The organism is Streptococcus sp. 3874 (genome assembly GCF_013276425.1).
Classification (GTDB): domain Bacteria; phylum Bacillota; class Bacilli; order Lactobacillales; family Streptococcaceae; genus Streptococcus; species Streptococcus pseudopneumoniae.
This window is the reverse complement of record NZ_VMLA01000096.1, coordinates 1-18,462: the sequence shown is the minus strand read 5'-3', so window position 1 is coordinate 18,462 and position 18,462 is coordinate 1. Positions and strand designations below refer to the sequence as shown.

Sequence of the window (18,462 nt, the reverse complement as noted above, 5' to 3'; positions counted from 1 at the left end):
TTAAGTGATAAAGTCGGGCGAAATCAACCCTTGGAAATGAATGCTACTATTCAAAATAATGATGATTTAGTTCTGTACTTATCCAAGAAGTTCGAATAAGAGATAGCGAATTTCTTTGAAAATAGGGGATTTAGCTACTTTATGGTATAATGGAAAGAGTTAGATTGAAAGAGGTAGTGAGATGGATGCCAAATTAAGATATAAGGCAAAGAAGATCAAGATTGTCTTTTTTGATATTGATGATACATTGCGGAATTCCAAGACAGGTTTTATTCCGGCTTCAATCCCAGCTGTTTTTAAGCAATTACGTGAGAAAGGAATTTTGACAGGTATTGCTTCTGGACGAGGGATTTTTGGTGTCGTGCCAGAAATTCGTGAACTCAAGCCTGACTTTTTTGTAACCTTAAATGGTGCCTATATTGAAGATAAAAAAGGTCAGGTCATTTATCAACATCAGATTGAGAAGTCTGATGTTGAGGAGTATATCTCTTGGGCTAAGCAAGAGGGAATTGAGTATGGTTTGGTTGGGAGTCATGCTGCCAAGTTGTCGACTCGCACCGATATGATTAGTGAGGCTATCAATCCAATTTATCCTGATTTAGATGTGGATCCAGATTTCCATGAGAAAGAAGACATCTATCAGATGTGGACTTTTGAAGATAAGGGAGATGACTTACACTTACCTGACAGTCTCTCAGATAAACTTCGCATGGTTCGTTGGCACCAACATTCGTCTGATATTGTTCCGATTTCAGGCTCCAAAGCGACGGGTGTGGAAAAGGTTGTGGAACACCTTGGCTTGAAACCAGACAACGTTATGGTTTTTGGAGATGGGCTGAATGACTTGGAACTCTTTGATTATGTTGGAATCAGCGTTGCAATGGGAATTTCTCATGATAACATCAAAGAAAAAGCAGATTATATAACAAAAACACTAGAAGAAGATGGCATTTTTGATGCCTTAGAAGGATTTGGTATGGTAGAAAAAGAATTGCATTTCCCACAAGTAGACATTGAAACAGTAGAAGGTCCTATCGCGACTATTAAGACCAATCACGGGGACTTGCGTATCAAGCTCTTCCCAGAGCATGCTCCTAAAACAGTGGCTAACTTTGTATCTCTTTCAAAAGATGGCTACTATGATGGTGTCATTTTTCACCGTATTATCAAGGACTTTATGATCCAAGGTGGAGACCCAACTGGAACTGGTATGGGTGGCGAGTCCATCTACGGCGAATCATTTGAGGATGAATTCTCAGAAGAACTTTACAATATCCGTGGTGCCCTTTCTATGGCCAATGCAGGTCCAAATACCAACGGTAGCCAGTTCTTTATCGTGCAAAATCAACATTTGCCTTATTCTAAGAAAGAAATTGCTCGTGGTGGTTGGCCAGAACCGATCGCAGAAATCTATGCTAACCAAGGTGGGACACCTCACCTAGACCGCCGTCACACGGTTTTTGGACAGTTAGCTGATGAAGCATCTTACGCTGTCTTGGATGCCATTGCTGCTGTTGAGACGGGGGCGATGGACAAGCCAGTTGAAGATGTCGTGATTGAAACAATTGAAATCGAGGACTAAGATGAAAATCGGTGATAAGCTAAAGGGGCGTATTACAGGGATTCAGCCCTACGGTGCCTTTGTTGAGCTAGAGACGGGTGATACGGGGCTGATTCACATTTCAGAGATTCGGACAGGATTTATTGAAAATATTCATGAAGCCTTGAAAGTCGATGAAGAGGTTCAGGTTCAGGTAGTGGATTTAGATGAATTTACAGGGAAAGCAAGTCTTTCTATCCGCACTTTGGAGGAAGAAAAGCACCAGTTTCCTAGACGGAGACGCTTTTCAAGCGACCGTTTTAACTACGGCTTTGCGCCTCTTAAACGAATGATGCCAATTTGGACTAGAGAAGCCTTGCACTATTTAAAAAAGAAGAAGTAGTTTAGAGATTTATATTTTTTGTAATGTTAATATAAATATGCTATAATAGAAACATGGAAGAAGAACAATTATTAAAATCAGGGGAGCGCATTAACCAGCTCTTTTCGACAGATATCAAAATCATTCAAAATAGAGAGGTTTTTAGCTATTCGGTGGATAGTGTTCTCTTGTCACGTTTTCCGCGTTTTCCTAAAAAGGGCTTGATAGTGGATTTTTGCGCTGGAAATGGAGCAGTAGGGCTATTTGCTAGCACTCGTACTCAGGCACAGATTTTGGCTGTTGAGATTCAGGAGCGTTTGGCGGATATGGCTGAACGCTCTGTCCGTTTGAATGGTTTGGAAGAGCAGATGGAGGTCATCTGTGATGATTTGAAAAATATGCCTGCTTATATCCAGGGAAGTAAGGTGGATATGATTTTGTGTAATCCGCCCTATTTTAAGGTGGATCCTCATTCAAACCTGAACGAGAGTGAACATTATCTCTTGGCGCGCCACGAAATCACGACCAACTTGCAGGAAATCTGTCGCAGTGCCCAAAGTATTCTCAAGTCTAATGGACGGTTGGCTATGGTTCATCGTCCTGACCGACTCTTGGACATTCTGGATATGTTGCAACGACATAATCTAGCTCCTAAGCGCCTGCAGTTTGTTTATCCAAAGAGGGCAAAGGAAGCCAATATGCTTTTGATTGAGGCTATCAAGGATGGCTCGACAAATGGCTTTAAGGTCTTGCCACCTCTCATTGTCCACAATGATGATGGCTCTTATACGCCGGAACTCGAAGAGATTTATTATGGATTATAAGGCTTATATGTATGTGCTGGAGTGCCGTGACGGATCCTACTATACAGGCTATACGACTGATGTGAAGAGACGCCTCGCTGTCCATAATAGTGGGAAGGGAGCCAAATACACACGAGCACGCTTGCCAGTCAAACTCATCTATGCTCAAGGTTTTGCCAGTAAGGAAGAAGCCATGTCAGCTGAAGCCCTTCTCAAGCGTAAGAAGAGGCCACAGAAGGAGCAATTTTTATCTGAAAATCAAGATAGAAATTTACTCAGTTATTTTGAAGAGTAGCGGGGAGTTCTTTGACTCCTCTTACTTTTGTCAAAAAGCGAAAAAAATGCTACAATAAAGAGAATAAACAAAATGAGGTATTATCATGTATAAGATTCTAGTATTTGGTCACCAAAATCCAGACTCAGATGCCATCGGGTCGTCTGTAGCCTTTGCCTACCTTGCAAAAGAAGCTTACGGTTTGGATACGGAAGCTGTTGCTCTTGGAACTCCAAATGAAGAAACAGCCTTTGTCTTGAACTATTTTGGTGTAGAAGCACCGCGTGTTATTACTTCTGCCAAAGCAGAAGGAGCAGAGCAAGTTATCTTGACTGACCACAATGAATTCCAACAATCTGTATCAGATATCGCTGAAGTAGAAGTTTATGGTGTGGTGGACCACCACCGTGTGGCTAATTTTGAAACTGCAAGCCCACTCTACATGCGTTTGGAGCCAGTTGGTTCAGCGTCTTCAATCGTTTATCGTATGTTCAAAGAACATGGTGTAGCTGTGCCTAAAGAGATTGCTGGTTTGATGCTTTCAGGTTTGATTTCAGATACCCTTCTTTTGAAATCACCAACAACACATCCAACAGATAAGATTATTGCTCCTGAATTGGCTGAATTGGCTGGTGTAAACTTGGAAGAGTATGGCTTGGCTATGCTGAAAGCTGGTACAAACTTGGCTAGCAAATCTGCTGACGAATTGATTGACATCGATGCTAAGACTTTTGAATTGAACGGAAATAATGTCCGTGTTGCCCAAGTAAACACAGTGGACATCGCTGAAGTATTGGAACGCCAAGCAGAAATTGAAGCTGCAATGCAAGCTGCTAACGAAGCAAACGGTTACTCTGACTTTGTCTTGATGATTACAGATATAGTCAACTCAAACTCAGAAATCCTAGCACTTGGTGCTAACATGGATAAGGTTGAAGCAGCCTTCAACTTCAAACTTGAAAACAATCATGCCTTCCTTGCTGGTGCCGTTTCACGTAAGAAACAAGTTGTACCTCAATTGACTGAAAGCTTTAATGCGTAAGATTTTAGGTGTCAGTTCAAAATCGGAAAGTCTAGTTTGCCTTATATCGAAAGGAGTTTCGGCTCCTTTTTTTCTAGGAGTGAAGCATGTTAGCAAATGGCGATTTGATTTTTGTGAGAGATGAGTCAGATATGGGACAGGCCATCCAGACTTCCACAGGCAACTATAACCATGTTGTCATTTATTTGGATGGGATGATTTACCACGCTAGTGGACAGGCTGGTGTTGTCTGTCAAGAACCTGCAGACTTCTTTGAGCCCAATCACTTGTACGACCTCTATGTTTACCCAGAAATGGATATCCAGTCGGTGAAGGAAAAAGCTTGCAAACATCTAGGGGCTCCCTACAATGCTTCTTTCTATCCAGATGGAGCTGGTTTTTACTGTTCCCAGTACATGGCAGAAATTCTCCCCATTTTTGAAACTATTCCCATGAAATTTAGGGATGGGGAGCAGGAGATTAGTGACTTTTGGAGAGAGTATTACAGAGAACTAGGTCTGCCTGTTCCTCTGAACCAAGCTGGTACCAATCCTAGTCAGTTGGCAGCATCGCCTCTGTTAGAATGTAAAGAAAGGAATCTTCATGATTCAGATTTTTAATCCATCTCGTTTGACGAGACAGCCATTTTTTGGAGAATTGATCCGCTATCTGGACCAGCATGATGATGTGATTTTACGGGAAATTAAGGCCAAGTTTCCAGATGTAGCAGTTGACAAACTCATGGAAGAGTATATAAAGGCAGGCTTGATTCTACGGGAAAATAAGCGTTATTACCTCAATCTTCCTATGCTTGAATCACTTGATAGTCTTGAACTGGATCAAGAGATTTTTGTCAGAGAAGCTAGTCCGGTCTATCAAGCCTTGTTGGAGCAGCGTTTTGAGACGGAATTATGCAATCAAACCAATGCAGCTATTTTAGTTGAAAAGACGGACTTTGCAAGATCAAAAATGACCCTGTCCAATTATTTCTACAAGGTCAAACATCAGTATCCTTTGACAGAAAAACAGCAGGAACTTTATGACATTTTAGGAGATGTTAATCCTGAGTATGCCCTCAAATACATGACAACTTTTTTGCTAAAATTTCTCAAAAAAGATCAACTGATGCAGAAACGCCGTGATATCTTTGTGGACAGTTTAGTTGTCCTGGGTTATATAGTCCAAAATGAAGATGGAAAGTATGAGTTGGCTGTCGATTTTGACAAGGAGAGATTAACTTTCTATTTAGTGTGATTGCTTTTTCTGAGCACATTGTTTGACTTTATCTATCGATAAGTTTATACTAATGTAACCGATAACACATATCGGAATAAAACTAAAGGAGACAATCATATGTCACTTGAAAACAAATTGGAACAAGCAACAGGCGCTGTCAAAGAAGGTTTTGGTAAAGTTACTGGAGACAGCAAGACAGAACTTGAAGGAGCTGTTGAAAAAACAGTTGCTAAGGCAAAAGAAGTAGTTGAAGATGCTAAAGGTGCTGTAGAAGGTGCCGTTGAAGGTTTGAAAAACGTTTTTACTAAAGAATAGGAAAAAATCAAGGGTTTCATTTTCCCTTGATTTTTTTTACAATCCTTATAAATAATTTTCTGCTACGACTGCATCTCCAGGATAGGCTTCTTTTTTTCCTTGGACGATTTGGTAGCAATCTGCTCCCTTACCAGCAATAATGACAGCATCGAGTTCTTGTTCAGTGATGGCCATTGCTGCCTTGATGGCTTCTTGGCGATCCGCAATTTTTTCAACAGGATGATTGATGTAGCTACTAATTTCATCTGCAATGGTCATTGGGTCTTCATAGTTAGGGTCATCAGCAGTCAGAAAGACTTGAATCTCAGGGTGTTGATTGAGGAGGAGGCCAAAGTCCTTACGACGACTTTCTCCTTTATTTCCTGTCGAACCTAATACCAGAGCAATCTTTCCAGTTTGATGACTTTCAACCACATTGATGAGTTTTTTCAGACTGTCACCGTTGTGGGCGTAGTCGATGAAGACCTTGGCTCCATTTTTCTGGGTGAGGACTTCCATACGACCAGGAACGCGGGTTGCAGCGATACCTTTTTTGATGTCCTCAAGACTTGCTCCGAGACGGAGACAAGCAAGTCCAGCAGCAACGGCATTTTCTTGGTTGAAGTGGCCAATTAACTGGATGTCATAAACACCAGCGAGTTTACCCGTAGCTGAAAAACTAAAGGCTTTGGAATTCTCGATTTGGTGGCTCGACTGGCTACCATAGAAATCATGGTCTTGATCTGCCACTTGTTCTTTCAAGACAGAAAAGTGATCCATGTCACTATTAATGATGACTGCTCGGCTATTTTCCATCAAGAGACGTTTGTGGTAGAAGTAGTCTTCAAAGCTAGGGTGTTCAATCGGGCCGATATGGTCTGGGCTGATATTGAGGAAAACTCCCACATCAAAGGTTAGACCATAGACACGTTTGACCAGATAGGCTTGACTGGAGACTTCCATGATGAGGTGGGTACGGTCATTTTGCACAGCTTGATGCATCATATCAAAGAGGTAGATGCTCTCAGGGGTTGTCAATGCAGACTTAAAGAAAGTCTTACCATCTAGAGTTGTATTCATGGTTGAGAGCATAGCAGGTCGATGCCCTTGAGATAAGATGTTATAGGCGAAATAGGCTGCTGTTGTCTTACCCTTGGTTCCAGTAAAGGCGAGGAGTTTGAGTTTTTTCTGTGGATTGCCATAAAACTCCATGGCAATCAAACTCATGGCTTTCTTTATATCGTTCACAATGATGACAGGGATACCGACTTCGTAGTCTTTTTCAGCTACATACCAAGCTAAGCCTTGTGTTATAGCAGAAAGAAGGTATTCTTTTTTAAAGGCAGCACCTTTTGCAAAAAAAAGAGTGTCTTCTTTTACTTTTCGGCTGTCGTAACTAATGCTATCAAAAACAACTTTGCTGTAGTTGTAGTGATAATGTCCTTGGTCGATAATCTCGCGGAAGAGACCATCTTTCTTTAATATATCTAATACGGTTTCAATCTTAATCATACTTTCTATTGTAAACCGAAAGTCGCAAATTTACAAGTAACAAGGAAAAGTTTATAATGGAAGATAAGGAGTGTTTCCTAGTTATCAAAATTGAATGAGGAATCTATGTCGCACGAAAACAATCACCAGCAGGCCCAGATGTTACGGGGGACTGCTTGGCTAACGGCTAGTAACTTTATCAGTCGTCTACTCGGGGCTATTTATATTATTCCATGGTACATCTGGATGGGATCTTATGCAGCTACGGCAAATGGTCTCTTTACCATGGGCTACAATATCTATGCCTGGTTCTTGCTGGTTTCAACAGCAGGGATTCCAGTTGCGGTGGCCAAGCAAGTTGCCAAGTACAATACCATGCGAGAAGAAGAGCATAGCTTTGCCCTGATTCGGAGCTTTTTAGGATTTATGACAGGACTTGGCCTCGTTTTTGCTTTAGTTTTGTATCTCTTTGCTCCTTGGCTAGCAGACTTGTCTGGCGTGGGCAAAGACTTGATCCCAATCATGCAAAGCTTGGCTTGGGGAGTCTTGATTTTCCCGTCTATGAGTGTTATCCGAGGATTTTTCCAAGGGATGAATAATCTCAAACCTTATGCCATGAGCCAAATTGCTGAGCAGGTCATTCGTGTTATCTGGATGCTCCTAGCAACCTTTATCATTATGAAACTTGGTTCAGGAGATTACCTAGTAGCGGTTACCCAATCCACCTTTGCTGCCTTTGTCGGCATGGTAGCTAGTTTTGCAGTTTTGATTTATTTCCTTGCCCAAGAAGGCTTACTCAAAAGAGTCCTTGAAACAGGGGATAAGATTAACAGCAAGCATCTTTTGATCGATACCATTAAGGAAGCCATTCCTTTTATCTTGACAGGGTCTGCCATCCAGCTCTTCCAGATTTTGGACCAGCTGACCTTTATCAATAGTATGAGCTGGTTTACCAACTACAGCAATGAGGACTTGGTTATCATGTTTTCTTATTTCTCAGCCAATCCTAATAAAATCACGATGATTTTGATTTCTGTTGGGGTTTCGATTGGGAGTGTAGGCTTGCCGCTTTTGACAGAAAACTATGTCAAGGGGGACTTGAAGGCAGCTTCTCGTCTCGTTCAGGACAGTCTCACCCTACTCTTTATGTTCTTGCTACCAGCAACGGTTGGAGTGGTTATGGTAGGAGAACCTCTTTATACAGTCTTCTATGGCAAGCCAGACAGTTTGGCTATGGGCTTATTTGTCTTTGCAGTTTTGCAGTCTATTATTTTAGGCTTGTACATGGTCTTGTCCCCCATGCTTCAGGCCATGTTCCGCAACCGCAAGGCCGTTCTCTATTTTATCTATGGTTCTATTGCCAAGCTGATCTTGCAACTGCCTACCATCGCCCTTTTCCACAGTTATGGTCCCTTGATTTCAACAACCATCGCTCTTATCATTCCTAACGTCTTGATGTATCGGGATATTTGTAAAGTAACGGGTGTTAAGCGCAAGGTGATTGTGAAGCGAACCATTTTAATCAGTTTGCTGACCCTAGTCATGTTTCTGTTAATAGGAACCATCCAGTGGCTGTTAGGATTTTTCTTCCAACCAAGTGGACGTTTGTGGAGCTTCTTTTATGTAGCTCTTGTCGGTGCCATGGGGGGTGGACTCTACGGATTCATGAGTCTCTATACTCGTCTCTTAGATAAGGTTATTGGACAGGCCAAAGCTGCCCAGTTGCGAGCAAAATTTAAGTTTTCTTAAGATAGCATTTATAAATAAAAGGAATAAGTTGAACAATCTTTTAGGAGAACTTGAAACTTATTCCTTTTTTTAGCGTCAAAACAGCTAAAATTATCTTTTAAGAGTAGAAGATGAGGCCTTTTTCGATTTTTTTGGACAAAATCATTGACTAAACAAACTAAACGTTGTATAATAAAACAAATCTTTAAAGCAGGAGGTTCTGGAAATGAAAAAGTCTAAGAGCAAATATCTAACCTTGGCAGGTCTTGTCCTGGGTACAGGAGTTTTATTGAGCGCGTGCGGAAATTCTAGCACGGCGACAAAAACATACAACTATGTTTATTCAAGTGACCCATCTAGCTTGAACTATCTAGCAGAGAACCGCGCAGCAACATCCGATATTGTTGCAAATTTGGTAGACGGGTTATTAGAAAATGACCAATATGGGAATATTATTCCATCATTAGCAGAGGATTGGACTGTTTCTCAGGACGGTTTGACCTATACCTACAAACTTCGCAAGGATGCCAAGTGGTTTACTTCTGAGGGAGAAGAATATGCGCCTGTAACTGCCCAGGATTTTGTGACAGGTTTGCAATATGCAGCTGATAAAAAATCAGAAGCCTTGTATCTAGTGCAGGACTCTGTTGCTGGTTTGGATGACTATATCACTGGTAAAACAAGCGACTTTTCAACTGTTGGTGTCAAGGCACTTGATGACCAAACGGTTCAATATACTTTGGTTAAACCAGAACTTTACTGGAATTCAAAAACACTCGCAACGATACTTTTTCCTGTTAATGCAGATTTCTTGAAATCAAAAGGGGATGATTTTGGGAAGGCGGATCCATCTAGTATTTTGTACAATGGACCTTTCTTGATGAAAGCACTTGTCTCAAAATCTGCTATTGAATATAAGAAAAACCCTAATTACTGGGATGCTAAGAATGTCTTTGTAGACGATGTGAAATTGACCTACTATGATGGTAGCGACCAAGAATCACTGGAACGTAATTTTACAGCTGGTGCTTATACTACGGCTCGTCTTTTTCCTAACAGCTCCAGCTATGAAGGGATTAAAGAAAAATACAAAAACAATATCATCTATAGTATGCAAAATTCAACTTCATATTTCTTTAATTTTAACCTAGATAGGAAGTCTTACAATTATACTTCTAAAACAAGTGACATTGAAAAGAAATCGACTCAGGAAGCAGTTCTCAATAAAAACTTCCGTCAGGCTATCAATTTTGCTTTTGACAGAACATCTTATGGGGCTCAGTCTGAAGGGAAAGAAGGTGCAACAAAGATTTTGCGTAACCTAGTGGTTCCTCCAAACTTTGTCAGTATCAAGGGAAAAGACTTTGGTGAAGTTGTAGCCTCTAAGATGGTCAACTATGGTAAGGAATGGCAAGGTATCAACTTTGCGGATGGTCAAGACCCTTACTACAATCCTGAGAAAGCCAAGGCTAAGTTTGCGGAAGCTAAGAAAGAACTCGAAGCAAAGGGTGTTCAATTCCCAATCCACTTGGATAAGACTGTGGAAGTAACAGATAAAGTGGGCATACAAGGAGTTAGTTCTATCAAACAATCAATTGAATCTGTTTTAGGTTCTGATAATGTAGTGATTGACATTCAGCAATTAACATCAGATGAGTTTGACAGTTCAGGCTACTTTGCTCAAACAGCTGCTCAGAAAGATTATGATTTATATCATGGCGGTTGGGGACCTGATTATCAAGACCCGTCAACCTATCTCGATATTTTTAATACTAATAGTGGAGGATTTCTGCAAAATCTTGGACTAGAGCCTGGTGAGGCCAATGACAAGGCTAAGGCAGTTGGACTGGATGTCTATACTCAAATGTTGGAAGAAGCTAATAAAGAGCAAGATCCAGCCAAACGTTATGAGAAATATGCTGATATTCAAGCTTGGTTGATTGATAGTTCTTTAGTTCTTCCAAGTGTTTCGCGTGGGGGAACACCATCATTGAGAAGAACCGTACCATTTGCTGGTGCCTATGGTTTAACCGGTACAAAAGGGGTTGAATCATATAAATACCTCAAAGTACAAGATAAGATTGTCACAACAGACGAATATGCAAAAGCCAGAGAAAAATGGTTGAAAGAAAAAGAAGAATCTAATAAAAAAGCCCAAGAAGAATTGGCAAAACATGTCAAATAAAATCTAATTGTAGATAAGTTTGTGTAAGAAGTCTTTGTGCTTAAAAACGCATAATATCAGGTATATAAAATCCTAGATGTTATGCGTTTTGTTATAGGAAGATTTATTAGATTTTATCCTCAAATTGAGTTATTCCTGACTTTATCCGTTGAAATATTATAAGGAGTATTTATGAAATTAAAATTATTAAGAGTAGATACTAAGGTGATTATGGGGAGTTTCTTCCTTGTTCTGTCTAGTCTACTTGCTTTGTTGCTTCCCCTTATCTTAAAGGGTTTAATAGATGGGAGTTCTATTGAAAATATAGGTTCCAAAGTATTTCAATCGTTTTTGATTTTTATTGGTCAAGCCTTGTTTTCTTCTATTGGTTACTATCTGTTTAGTCAATCGGGTGAAAAAAAGATAGCAAAAATCAGGAAAAAAGTGATAGAGGGGTTGATTTATGCAGAGAAATCCTTCTTTGATAAGAGCCAAAGTGGGGAGTTGACTTCTGCCATTGTCAATGACACGAGTGTCATTCGTGAGTTTTTAATTACGACTTTCCCAAATATTATTTTGAGTTTAGTTATGGTACTTGGTTCCATCATAGTCTTATTTAGTCTTGATTGGAATCTTTCTCTACTTTTATTCATCACTCTTCCTTGTATGATGTTTATTATCTTGCCCCTTTCCAATATCAGTGAAAAGTATAGTCGTCGTTTACAGGAGGAAATCGGATTTTTAACAGGGCAATTGACTGAAAAGATTCAAGAACATGAATTAATTAAGACTAACCAAGCAGAGAAAAGTGTACAGGATGTTTTGGATAATTGTATTGAAAGGGTACAAAACAATTCACTGAAATCAGATAGGATTACTTCTTTTGAGACCCCGTTTGCTCTCTTATTTATCTTTGCGACTATAGCTGTGATGCTAACCTATGGGGGTTATCGGGTCAGCGCAGGATATATATCTGTGGGAACCTTGGTTTCGTTTTTGATTTACCTCTTTCAATTACTTAATCCTATTAGTAATATAGCTAATTTTGTAACTGTTTATTCTAGGAGTAAGGGATCTTCAGTTGCACTGGAGAACTTGCTTGCAGTTCCTAAAGAAAAATTTGAGGGAGGAAAATCGGTATCAGGACAAGGGTTGAATTTTAACCATGTCTATTTTGGTTATGATGAAAATCGACCTGTCTTAAAGGATATTACTTTCTCCATTTTCAAGGGGCAAAAAATTGCTTTTGTTGGACCATCTGGATCAGGAAAATCAACGATTGTGCGTTTGTTAGAGCGGTTTTATAAACCGCTTTCAGGAGATATTCTAATGGAGCAATCAAGTATATATGATTTTAACTTAAAAGAATGGAGAAGTAAAATCGCTTGGGTTTCACAAAATAATGCAGTCTTATCTGGCAGTATTCGTGACAATCTTTGTCTCGGTTTGAATCGCTTAGTAACTGATGATGAATTGATGAAAGTGCTAGACTTAGTATCACTAGGTGATGAGATTCGCTCCATGAAAGAGGGACTAGATACTGAGGTTGGTGAACGCGGACGACTCTTGTCAGGGGGACAAAGCCAAAGACTTCAAATAGCTAGAGCCTACTTAAAAGATGCTGAAATTCTTATATTTGATGAAGCCACTGCTAATCTTGATGCGGATTCTGAGTATGCGATTATCAGTAGCCTCTATTCTGTACTAAAGGAGAAGACAGTTGTGATTATAGCGCATCGTTTGTCAACGGTAAAAGATGTGGATTGTATTTTCTTCTTAGAGGAGGGGAAAATCACTGGCTCAGGAACTCATAAGGAACTACTGGAAAATCATGAGCGTTATGCTCGTTTTGTGCAGGAGCAAATGATAGAGTGAAGGTGTCTTTTGAGATTCACCATTTTATAGTCTATTAAAGGGAGCAGGAAAAACTCCCTTTTTATATAGTTTGAAACTATAGCTAGCTCTTGAAAAGAAGAAAATGAGTTGATGAAAATAAGTGGTACAATAGTTACTATAGATTTGGAGGTATTGTATGAGCAAGGAATTACACATTAACACAATTTTGGCCCAGGCGGGCATTAAGTCAGATGAAGCGACAGGTGCATTGGTGACACCGCTCCATTTTTCAACGACCTATCAGCATCCAGAGTTTGGTCGATCTACTGGGTTTGACTATACGCGCACTAAAAATCCAACTCGTAGTAAGGCTGAGGAAGTCTTGGCGGCTATTGAGTCAGCAGACTATGCCCTAGCGACTAGCTCAGGGATGTCAGCTATTGTACTGGCCTTTAGCGTCTTTCCAGTAGGAAGTAAGGTCTTGGCAGTGCGTGATCTTTACGGTGGTTCTTTTCGCTGGTTTAACCAAGTGGAGCAGGAAGGTCGTTTCCATTTTACCTATGCCAATACAGAAGAAGAGTTGATTGCCGAGTTAGAAAAGGATGTGGATGTTCTCTATATCGAAACCCCAACCAATCCCTTAATGTTGGAATTTGATATCGAAAAACTAGCAAAATTGGCTCATGCTAAGGGTGCCAAAGTGGTGGTGGACAATACCTTCTATAGCCCTATCTACCAACGTCCGATTGAAGATGGAGCAGATATTGTTCTCCATTCAGCGACTAAGTATCTGGCAGGGCACAATGATGTCTTAGCTGGAGTGGTTGTGACCAATAGTTTAGAACTATACGAGAAGCTTTTTTACAATCTCAATACAACAGGGGCAGTCTTGTCCCCATTTGACAGCTACCAGTTGCTTCGTGGTCTCAAGACCTTGTCTCTTCGTATGGAGCGTTCAACAGCTAACGCCCAAGAAGTGGTTGCCTTTTTGAAGGATTCTCCAGCAGTTAAGGAAGTTCTCTACACTGGTCGTGGAGGCATGATTTCCTTTAAAGTAGCCGATGAAACACGCATTCCTCATATTTTGAACAGTCTCAAGGTCTTCTCTTTTGCGGAAAGTTTGGGTGGAGTGGAAAGTCTTATTACTTATCCAACGACTCAAACTCATGCTGATATTCCAGCAGAAGTACGCCATTCTTATGGTTTGACAGATGACCTCTTGCGCTTGTCAATTGGAATTGAGGATGCTAGAGATTTGATTGCAGATTTGCGCCAAGCCTTAGAAGGATAAGACAAAGATGAGAAAATATGATTTTACAAGCCTGCCCAATCGTTTAGGGCATCATACCTATAAATGGAAAGAAACAGAAACGGATAGTGAAGTTCTACCAGCTTGGATAGCAGATATGGACTTTGTAGTCTTGCCTGAAATCCGCCAAGCTGTGCAGACTTACGCTGATCAATTGGTCTATGGCTATACCTATGCCAGTGAAGAGTTAATTAAGGAAGTTCAAAAGTGGGAAGCCACACAACACGGTTATCACTTTGACAAAGAGGCTCTTGTCTTTATCGAGGGCGTTGTACCTGCCATCTCAACAGCTATTCAAGCTTTCACAAAAGAAGGCGAAGCGGTTTTGATTAACACGCCTGTCTATCCACCTTTTGCTCGCAGTGTCAAGTTGAACAACCGCAGATTGATTACCAATTCTTTGGTGGAAAAGGATGGTCTGTTTGAGATTGACTTTGACCAACTTGAAAAGGATTTGGTGGAAGAGGAGGTTAAACTCTATATTCTTTGCAACCCTCACAATCCTGGTGGACGTGTTTGGGAAAAAGAAGTGTTGGAGAAGATTGGCCAACTCTGCCAAAAACACGGTGTTTTGTTAGTTTCAGATGAGATTCACCAAGATTTGACCCTCTTTGGTCACAAACACCAGTCTTTCAATACCATCAATCCTGCCTTCAAAAATTTTGCTATCGTCTTGAGCAGTGCCACTAAAACCTTTAACATCGCTGGGACAAAAAATTCCTATGCAGTCATTGAAAATCCTAAGTTGAGACTGGCTTTCCAGAAACACCTGTTGGCCAATAATCAGCATGAAATTTCAGGCTTGGGTTATTTGGCGACAGAAGCTGCCTATCGATACGGTAAAGATTGGCTAGAGGAACTCAAGCAAGTCTTTGAAGATCACATCAATTATGTGGTGGATCTATTTGGAAAAGAGACTAAAATCAAGGTCATGAAACCGCAAGGTACCTACTTGATTTGGCTTGACTTTTCAGCCTATGACCTGACTGATGAAACATTGCAAGAGTTGTTGAGAAATGAAGCCAAGGTTATCCTCAACCGTGGTTTGGATTTTGGAGAGGAAGGAAGTCTCCATGCCCGCCTCAATGTAGCCATGCCTAAATCCCTACTGCAAGAAGTTTGTCAGCGGATTGTGACGACTTTTGCCAAACGTTAAAAATCCATCCTTCTAGGAGAAAAGTCCTCCTAGAAGGCTATTTTCATAGGCGAAAATATGGTATAATAAACAGATAAGGTAAAGGTGAAAATATGGCTAAATTGATTCCGGGGAAAGTTCGTATCGAAGGTGTTGCCCTTTATGAAACTGGTAAGGTTGATATCATCAAGGAAAAGAACAATCGGCTCTACGCTCGCGTTGCAGAAGAAGAACTGCGCTATAGTTTAGAGGATGATTTGGTTTTTTGTGCCTGTGATTTTTTTCAAAAGAGGGGCTACTGTGTGCATTTGGCAGCGCTAGAGCATTTTCTGAAAAATGATGAGCGTGGTCAGGAAATCTTGTGGAGTCTGGAAGAAGGTCATGAAGAAAAAGAGGCCATTGAAACCAAGGTGACCTTGGGTGGCAAGTTTTTGGATCGAATTTTATCTCCAAAATCAGAATGCGCCTATGAGTTATCAGTTGTGGGTCAGGTGGAAGCAGGAAGCAATCATATCTTGTGGACTCTGAGAATCGGCCAAATCAATAGCCAAAAATACTATGTCATTCGGGATATTCTACTCTTTTTAAGGATTGTCGAGCAGAGAAAGTCTTATATGATTGGCAAGGTCTATGAGGAGTCTCTTTCTTGGGAAGCCTTTGATGAGGCCAGCCAAGAACTTCTGACGTTCTTACGGGGACTGATGGAGGAAGGACAGGATCCAGACCTCTTTTTCCAAAACCAGGGTCGGCACCTCTTTTTCCCTCTGACCTTTTTTGAGCAGGGTGTGAATTTACTGATGACCTTGCCCCATTTTCAATTTGACCATCAAGTGGATAGCTACCAGACCCTGCTTTTTCAGGATATGCATGCTGATGCTAATCTATTTGCCTTTACAGTAACAGAATACTCGGATTATTTTGAAATGGAAATCAGAGAGAGTCCAAGAGTTAATGCCTTTTATCAGGGAGCTGTACTTTTCCATAAAGGACAGGTTTATTTTCTAACAGACCAACAGATGCGTCTTCTCAAGGAAATTAAAGCGCTACCTGTGGATCAGCATGGAAAGAAATACCTGCAATTTGATAGTAGTGACCGAGATAAGTTGGCTTCTTGTTTAACTTTTTTTAGCCAGATGGGGACTGTTTCAGCTCCAGAACGGTTACAAATCAAAACGTTTGCGCCCTCTTTTTACTTTGACAGGGAAGAAGATAATCGGATTCGTTTAGAGATTCAGTTTGATTATGGGGATAGACAGGTATCTAGCCGACAGGAGCTAGAAGAATTGCCATTTTCAAGTGATGCTGACTTAGAAGAAAGAATTTTCCAAGTCTGTTTGGTTACAGGTTTTGAAGCAGACTTTCAATCTTGGCGTCAGGCCCTAAAAGCAGAGTCTGTCTATCATTTCTTCCACGAAATCATTCCAGTCTTTGAAAAACTCGGGAATGTTGACCTATCAGACAAGTTAGAAGAACTCTATAACCTAGCAAGCCCTCAAGTGCAGATTGCTTCCAAGGGAGGTCTCTTGGAAATCCAATTTGATTTTCAAGATATTGCCCAAGAGGAAATTGATCAAGCCATGCAGGCCTTGGTTGCCAATCAAGATTTTTACATTGATTCGTCCAATCGAGTCTACTTTTTCGATGAAGAAACCAAGAAAATTCGCCAAAATCTACAGGAACTGGGGCAGTTTGAATTAAAAGATGGGACCTTGCAGGCTCGGAAATCTTTGGCCTACAGTTTAGCTCATCTCTTTGAAGGGCGAGACCGTGTTTCTTTTTCACAAGAATTCCAGAATCTGGCTCACGACTTGACGCATCCAGAGGACTTCCCTAGACAAGCAACTCAGGTTCAGGCCGATTTGCGAGATTATCAGGAAAAGGGAATCGGCTGGCTGCAAATGCTCCATCACTATGGTTTTGGTGGAATTTTGGCTGATGATATGGGACTTGGTAAAACCCTGCAGACTATTGCTTTTTTGACCAGTCAAGTGACAAAAGAAAGTCGGGTCTTGATTTTAGCACCGTCAGGTTTGATTTACAACTGGGCAGATGAATTTCAGAAGTTTGCCCCACAGTTGGATGTGGCTGTTGTTCATGGTTTGAAAGCTAGTCGTGAAGAGATTCTTGCTGAGAGCCATCAAATCTATGTGACGAGCTATGCTACCTTCCGTCAGGACAGTGAGCTTTATCAGGGGATGGCCTTTGACTTCCTTTTCTTAGATGAGGCTCAGGTCATGAAAAACGCCCAGACCAAGATTGCTCAGACTTTGAGACAATTTGTGGTGCCGTCTGTCTTTGCCTTGTCAGGAACTCCGATTGAAAACCATCTGGGTGAGTTGTGGTCTATTTTCCAAATCGTCATGCCAGGACTTTTGCCAAGCAAGAAAGAATTTATGAAATTACCAGCTGAGCGCGTTGCTCAGTTTATCAAGCCTTTCGTGATGAGGCGCAAGAAAGAAGAAGTGCTGACTGAATTGCCAGATTTGATTGAAGTAGTTTATAAGAATGAACTGGAAGACCAGCAAAAGGCTATCTACCTAGCCCAGTTGCAACAGATGAGAGATAGATTGGCTCAAGTGTCAGATCAGGAATTTCAGCGAAGTCGTGTGGAAATCTTGTCTGGTCTGATGCGCTTGCGCCAAATCTGTGACACTCCTGCCCTCTTTATGGAAGATTATCAGGGAGCCAGTGGCAAACTGGATAGTCTCCGAGACCTGCTGGTACAGGTGGCAGACGGCGGACACCGTGTCTTGATTTTCTCGCAGTTCAAGGGAATGTTGGAGAAAATTGAACAAGAACTGCCAGACTTGGGCTTGACTTCCTTTAAAATTACGGGTTCAACCCCAGCCAAGGAAAGACAAGACATGACCAAGGCCTTTAACCAAGGGGAAAGAGATGCCTTTCTGATTTCCCTCAAGGCTGGTGGTGTCGGTCTGAACCTGACAGGTGCTGATACGGTTATCTTGGTCGATCTTTGGTGGAATCCTGCGGTAGAGGCGCAAGCCATTGGCCGTGCCCATCGGATGGGTCAGGAAGAAACGGTTGAGGTTTATCGCTTAGTGACCAGGGGAACCATTGAAGAAAAAATTCAGGAACTCCAAGAACAAAAGAAACATCTGGTGTCACAAGTATTGGATGGAACAGAGTCACGTGGCAGTCTCAGCCTAGCAGAAATTAGAGAAATTTTGGGAATTTCTGAAGCCAGCACTTGAAAAATCAAGACAATACGCTATAATCCCATCTTTGACA

15 protein-coding genes and 1 pseudogene are annotated in these 18,462 nt (G+C 41.1%); 15 read left to right on the top strand and 1 reads right to left on the bottom strand.

All coding sequences use genetic code 11. The features are described from left to right. The first annotated feature begins 181 nt into the window (after window positions 1-181). The 8 genes from HT703_RS09260 to HT703_RS09225 all read left to right on the top strand — a co-directional run bounded on the left by HT703_RS09260 (window position 182) and on the right by HT703_RS09225 (window position 5,571). Window positions 182-1,582: a bifunctional Cof-type HAD-IIB family hydrolase/peptidylprolyl isomerase gene (locus HT703_RS09260; RefSeq protein ID WP_054388390.1), complete on the top strand. Its 1,401-nt coding sequence runs from the start codon at window positions 182-184 to the stop codon at window positions 1,580-1,582. A 1-nt stretch (window position 1,583) separates the two neighbouring features. Beyond that, the gene (locus HT703_RS09255; protein ID WP_000689593.1) at window positions 1,584-1,943 is read left to right on the top strand and encodes a S1 RNA-binding domain-containing protein; all 360 of its coding nucleotides are present in this window, start codon (window positions 1,584-1,586) and stop codon (window positions 1,941-1,943) included. A gap of 53 nt (window positions 1,944-1,996) precedes the next feature. Then, window positions 1,997-2,746: a tRNA1(Val) (adenine(37)-N6)-methyltransferase gene (locus HT703_RS09250; RefSeq protein ID WP_023937191.1), complete on the top strand. Its 750-nt coding sequence runs from the start codon at window positions 1,997-1,999 to the stop codon at window positions 2,744-2,746. Beyond that, complete coding sequence (locus tag HT703_RS09245; protein ID WP_023937193.1) at window positions 2,736-3,020, top strand: GIY-YIG nuclease family protein; 285 nt, start codon at window positions 2,736-2,738, stop codon at window positions 3,018-3,020. The genes HT703_RS09250 and HT703_RS09245 overlap by 11 nt, the downstream gene beginning before the upstream one ends. A gap of 85 nt (window positions 3,021-3,105) precedes the next feature. Beyond that, complete coding sequence (locus HT703_RS09240) at window positions 3,106-4,041, top strand: manganese-dependent inorganic pyrophosphatase (RefSeq protein WP_023937195.1); 936 nt, start codon at window positions 3,106-3,108, stop codon at window positions 4,039-4,041. 86 nt (window positions 4,042-4,127) lie between these two features. Then, on the top strand, window positions 4,128-4,640 hold the full coding sequence (locus HT703_RS09235) for a YiiX/YebB-like N1pC/P60 family cysteine hydrolase (RefSeq protein ID WP_023937197.1): 513 nt from the start codon (window positions 4,128-4,130) through the stop codon (window positions 4,638-4,640). Further along, window positions 4,624-5,274 (top strand): DUF1803 domain-containing protein, encoded by a 651-nt coding sequence (locus tag HT703_RS09230; protein ID WP_023937198.1) that lies wholly within the window; start codon window positions 4,624-4,626, stop codon window positions 5,272-5,274. The genes HT703_RS09235 and HT703_RS09230 overlap by 17 nt, the downstream gene beginning before the upstream one ends. Window positions 5,275-5,373: 99 nt before the next feature. Beyond that, window positions 5,374-5,571 carry a CsbD family protein gene (locus HT703_RS09225; protein WP_000051199.1) on the top strand — a complete coding sequence of 66 codons (198 nt, stop codon included), beginning with the start codon at window positions 5,374-5,376 and terminating at the stop codon, window positions 5,569-5,571. A 45-nt stretch (window positions 5,572-5,616) separates the two neighbouring features. Here HT703_RS09225 and HT703_RS09220 read toward each other — a convergent pair whose 3' ends face one another. Then, on the bottom strand, window positions 5,617-7,062 hold the full coding sequence (locus HT703_RS09220) for a UDP-N-acetylmuramoyl-L-alanyl-D-glutamate--L-lysine ligase (RefSeq protein WP_054393065.1): 1,446 nt from the start codon (window positions 7,060-7,062) through the stop codon (window positions 5,617-5,619). A 105-nt stretch (window positions 7,063-7,167) separates the two neighbouring features. On the opposite strand from HT703_RS09220, the gene HT703_RS09215 reads away from it, so the two are divergent. From HT703_RS09215 to HT703_RS09190, 7 genes and pseudogenes are all read left to right on the top strand, one after another. Beyond that, complete coding sequence (locus HT703_RS09215) at window positions 7,168-8,790, top strand: polysaccharide biosynthesis protein (protein WP_054393066.1); 1,623 nt, start codon at window positions 7,168-7,170, stop codon at window positions 8,788-8,790. Window positions 8,791-8,995: 205 nt separating this feature from the next. Continuing rightward, entirely contained in the window at window positions 8,996-10,954 is a 1,959-nt protein-coding gene (locus HT703_RS09210; protein WP_054393067.1) for a peptide ABC transporter substrate-binding protein, read from the top strand. Window positions 10,955-11,125: 171 nt separating this feature from the next. After that, window positions 11,126-11,899, top strand: a pseudogene (locus tag HT703_RS11850) (ABC transporter ATP-binding protein); the annotation flags it as partial. 186 nt (window positions 11,900-12,085) lie between these two features. Continuing rightward, the gene (locus tag HT703_RS11845) at window positions 12,086-12,808 is read left to right on the top strand and encodes an ATP-binding cassette domain-containing protein (RefSeq protein WP_025170631.1); all 723 of its coding nucleotides are present in this window, start codon (window positions 12,086-12,088) and stop codon (window positions 12,806-12,808) included. 157 nt (window positions 12,809-12,965) lie between these two features. Continuing rightward, the gene (locus HT703_RS09200) at window positions 12,966-14,060 is read left to right on the top strand and encodes a cystathionine gamma-synthase (protein WP_000031966.1); all 1,095 of its coding nucleotides are present in this window, start codon (window positions 12,966-12,968) and stop codon (window positions 14,058-14,060) included. A gap of 7 nt (window positions 14,061-14,067) precedes the next feature. Next, window positions 14,068-15,234 carry a MalY/PatB family protein gene (locus HT703_RS09195; RefSeq protein ID WP_054393068.1) on the top strand — a complete coding sequence of 389 codons (1,167 nt, stop codon included), beginning with the start codon at window positions 14,068-14,070 and terminating at the stop codon, window positions 15,232-15,234. A 92-nt stretch (window positions 15,235-15,326) separates the two neighbouring features. Continuing rightward, window positions 15,327-18,425, top strand: a complete 3,099-nt coding sequence (locus tag HT703_RS09190; protein WP_054393069.1) for a DEAD/DEAH box helicase — start codon at window positions 15,327-15,329, stop codon at window positions 18,423-18,425. Window positions 18,426-18,462: the final 37 nt, after the last annotated feature.

Coding starts and splice junctions, on each gene's coding strand:
- HT703_RS09260 (WP_054388390.1), top strand. CDS start 182: ATGGATGCCAAATTAAGATATAAGGCAAAGAAGATCAAGATTGTCTTT.
- HT703_RS09255 (WP_000689593.1), top strand. CDS start 1,584: ATGAAAATCGGTGATAAGCTAAAGGGGCGTATTACAGGGATTCAGCCC.
- HT703_RS09250 (WP_023937191.1), top strand. CDS start 1,997: ATGGAAGAAGAACAATTATTAAAATCAGGGGAGCGCATTAACCAGCTC.
- HT703_RS09245 (WP_023937193.1), top strand. CDS start 2,736: ATGGATTATAAGGCTTATATGTATGTGCTGGAGTGCCGTGACGGATCC.
- HT703_RS09240 (WP_023937195.1), top strand. CDS start 3,106: ATGTATAAGATTCTAGTATTTGGTCACCAAAATCCAGACTCAGATGCC.
- HT703_RS09235 (WP_023937197.1), top strand. CDS start 4,128: ATGTTAGCAAATGGCGATTTGATTTTTGTGAGAGATGAGTCAGATATG.
- HT703_RS09230 (WP_023937198.1), top strand. CDS start 4,624: ATGATTCAGATTTTTAATCCATCTCGTTTGACGAGACAGCCATTTTTT.
- HT703_RS09225 (WP_000051199.1), top strand. CDS start 5,374: ATGTCACTTGAAAACAAATTGGAACAAGCAACAGGCGCTGTCAAAGAA.
- HT703_RS09220 (WP_054393065.1), bottom strand. CDS start 7,062: ATGATTAAGATTGAAACCGTATTAGATATATTAAAGAAAGATGGTCTC.
- HT703_RS09215 (WP_054393066.1), top strand. CDS start 7,168: ATGTCGCACGAAAACAATCACCAGCAGGCCCAGATGTTACGGGGGACT.
- HT703_RS09210 (WP_054393067.1), top strand. CDS start 8,996: ATGAAAAAGTCTAAGAGCAAATATCTAACCTTGGCAGGTCTTGTCCTG.
- HT703_RS09200 (WP_000031966.1), top strand. CDS start 12,966: ATGAGCAAGGAATTACACATTAACACAATTTTGGCCCAGGCGGGCATT.
- HT703_RS09195 (WP_054393068.1), top strand. CDS start 14,068: ATGAGAAAATATGATTTTACAAGCCTGCCCAATCGTTTAGGGCATCAT.
- HT703_RS09190 (WP_054393069.1), top strand. CDS start 15,327: ATGGCTAAATTGATTCCGGGGAAAGTTCGTATCGAAGGTGTTGCCCTT.